Here is a 1,551-nt window from a genome sequence, read left to right as displayed (position 1 = left end):
TTGCGATCGCGCAATTGGCAGAGTAATGACTTGGGACGTAGAATATACAGATGAGTTTGAATCTTGGTGGGTAAAATACAGCTAAATTGTTCAGGCTTTGTGCCACATCGGGATGTTCTTTTCCCAGTACTTTCTCCCGAATCGCCAGAGAGCGCAGGTAAAAGGGTTCGGCCTTGGCATAACTCCCCTGTGCCCGGTAAAATGCTGCTAAATTGTTGAGGTTATTTGCCACCAATGTATGTTCCTTACCTAGAACTTTCTCCCAAATCTCCAGGGATCGCAAGTAAAGAGGTTCTGCCTTCGCATAATTCCCCTGTGCTTGGTAAAATACAGCTAAATTGTTGAGGCTAAGTGCCACATCGGGATGTTCTTTTCCCAGTACTTTCTCCCAAATCGCCAAGGAGCGGAGGAGAAGGGGTTCAGCTTCGGCATAACTCCCCTGTGCATTGTAAAGTGCTGCTAAATTGTTCAGGCTTTCTGCCACAAGTGGATGTTCTTGACCCAGTACTTTCTCCCGAATCGCCAGAGAGCGCAGGTAAAGGGGTTCGGCTTTGACATAACTCCCCTGTACCCGGTAAAGTTCTGCTAAATTGTTCAGGCTAATTGCGACATCGGGATGTTCTTTACCCAGTACTTTCTCCCAAATCGCCAGAGAGCGCAGGTAAAGGGGTTCGGCTTTGGCATAATTCCCCTGTTCCCCGTAAAGTCCTGCTAAATTGTTCAGGCTAGTTGCGACATCGGGATGTTCTTGACCCAGTACTTTCTCCCAAATCGCCAGAGAGCGCAGGTAAAGGGGTTCGGCTTTGGCATAATTCCCCTGTTCTCCGTAAAGTCCTGCTAAATTGTTCAGGCTAGTTGCGACATCGGGATGTTCTTTACCCAGTACCTTCTCGTAAATCGCCAGGGAGCGGAGGTAAAGGGGTTCGGCTTTGGCATAACTCCCCTGTGACTTGTAAAGTTCTGCTAAATTGTTCAGGCTACCTGCCACATCAGGATGTTCTTGACCCAGCACCTTCTCCCAAATTGCTAAGGCTTTTTCTGCAAGGGGAATAGCTTCACTATATTTGCCTTGCCGATACAACTGCTCCGCTTGTTGATTCAGTCGCTCGGCTTCGGCTAACTCTGCGGACTGTTGGGCTGATAGTGGTGGTTGGGCTTGTCCTGTAACTTGTTTCGGTATACTTACCAATAGTCCCAACGTCATTACCACAGAGATTGACCAAGAAATTGACCTCGATAAAAATATCTGAGGACGAGATTGGAGAGATTTAACAGGGGAAAATTTCGCAGGCATAGGTTTGTGCTAACTAACTGGTTTGGTAATTTCCTAAACCGGGTGATTGCTAGTATCCCAGTATTTATCAGGATGTTTTCGCAATTTTACTGAAAATTTAATGATTTTTTCGTGAAGGCAGAAAAATGGGGCTAGCAAATCCAGGTATTTGTGGTTGTAATTACGTATATTTCTCACGTTTGAGGGGGTATGCACTTTTTTGGTGTTGCTGATTCAATGCATGAATTTGTATTACGCAGAGCCGCAGAGAGTAATAC

Annotated in this window: 1 protein-coding gene; it reads right to left on the bottom strand. The window is 46.0% G+C overall.

Going from position 1 to position 1,551, the window contains the following annotated elements; translation table 11 throughout:
* Positions 1-1,294 (bottom strand): tetratricopeptide repeat protein (locus CK510_RS30185; RefSeq protein WP_143289521.1); only part of this gene is annotated, 1,294 nt, incomplete at its 3' end.
* Positions 1,295-1,551: the final 257 nt, after the last annotated feature.

The sequence above is a fragment of the Brunnivagina elsteri CCALA 953 genome (genome assembly GCF_002289455.1).
GTDB classification, from domain to species: domain Bacteria; phylum Cyanobacteriota; class Cyanobacteriia; order Cyanobacteriales; family Nostocaceae; genus Brunnivagina; species Brunnivagina elsteri.
This window is presented reverse-complemented; position numbering and strand designations above follow the sequence as displayed.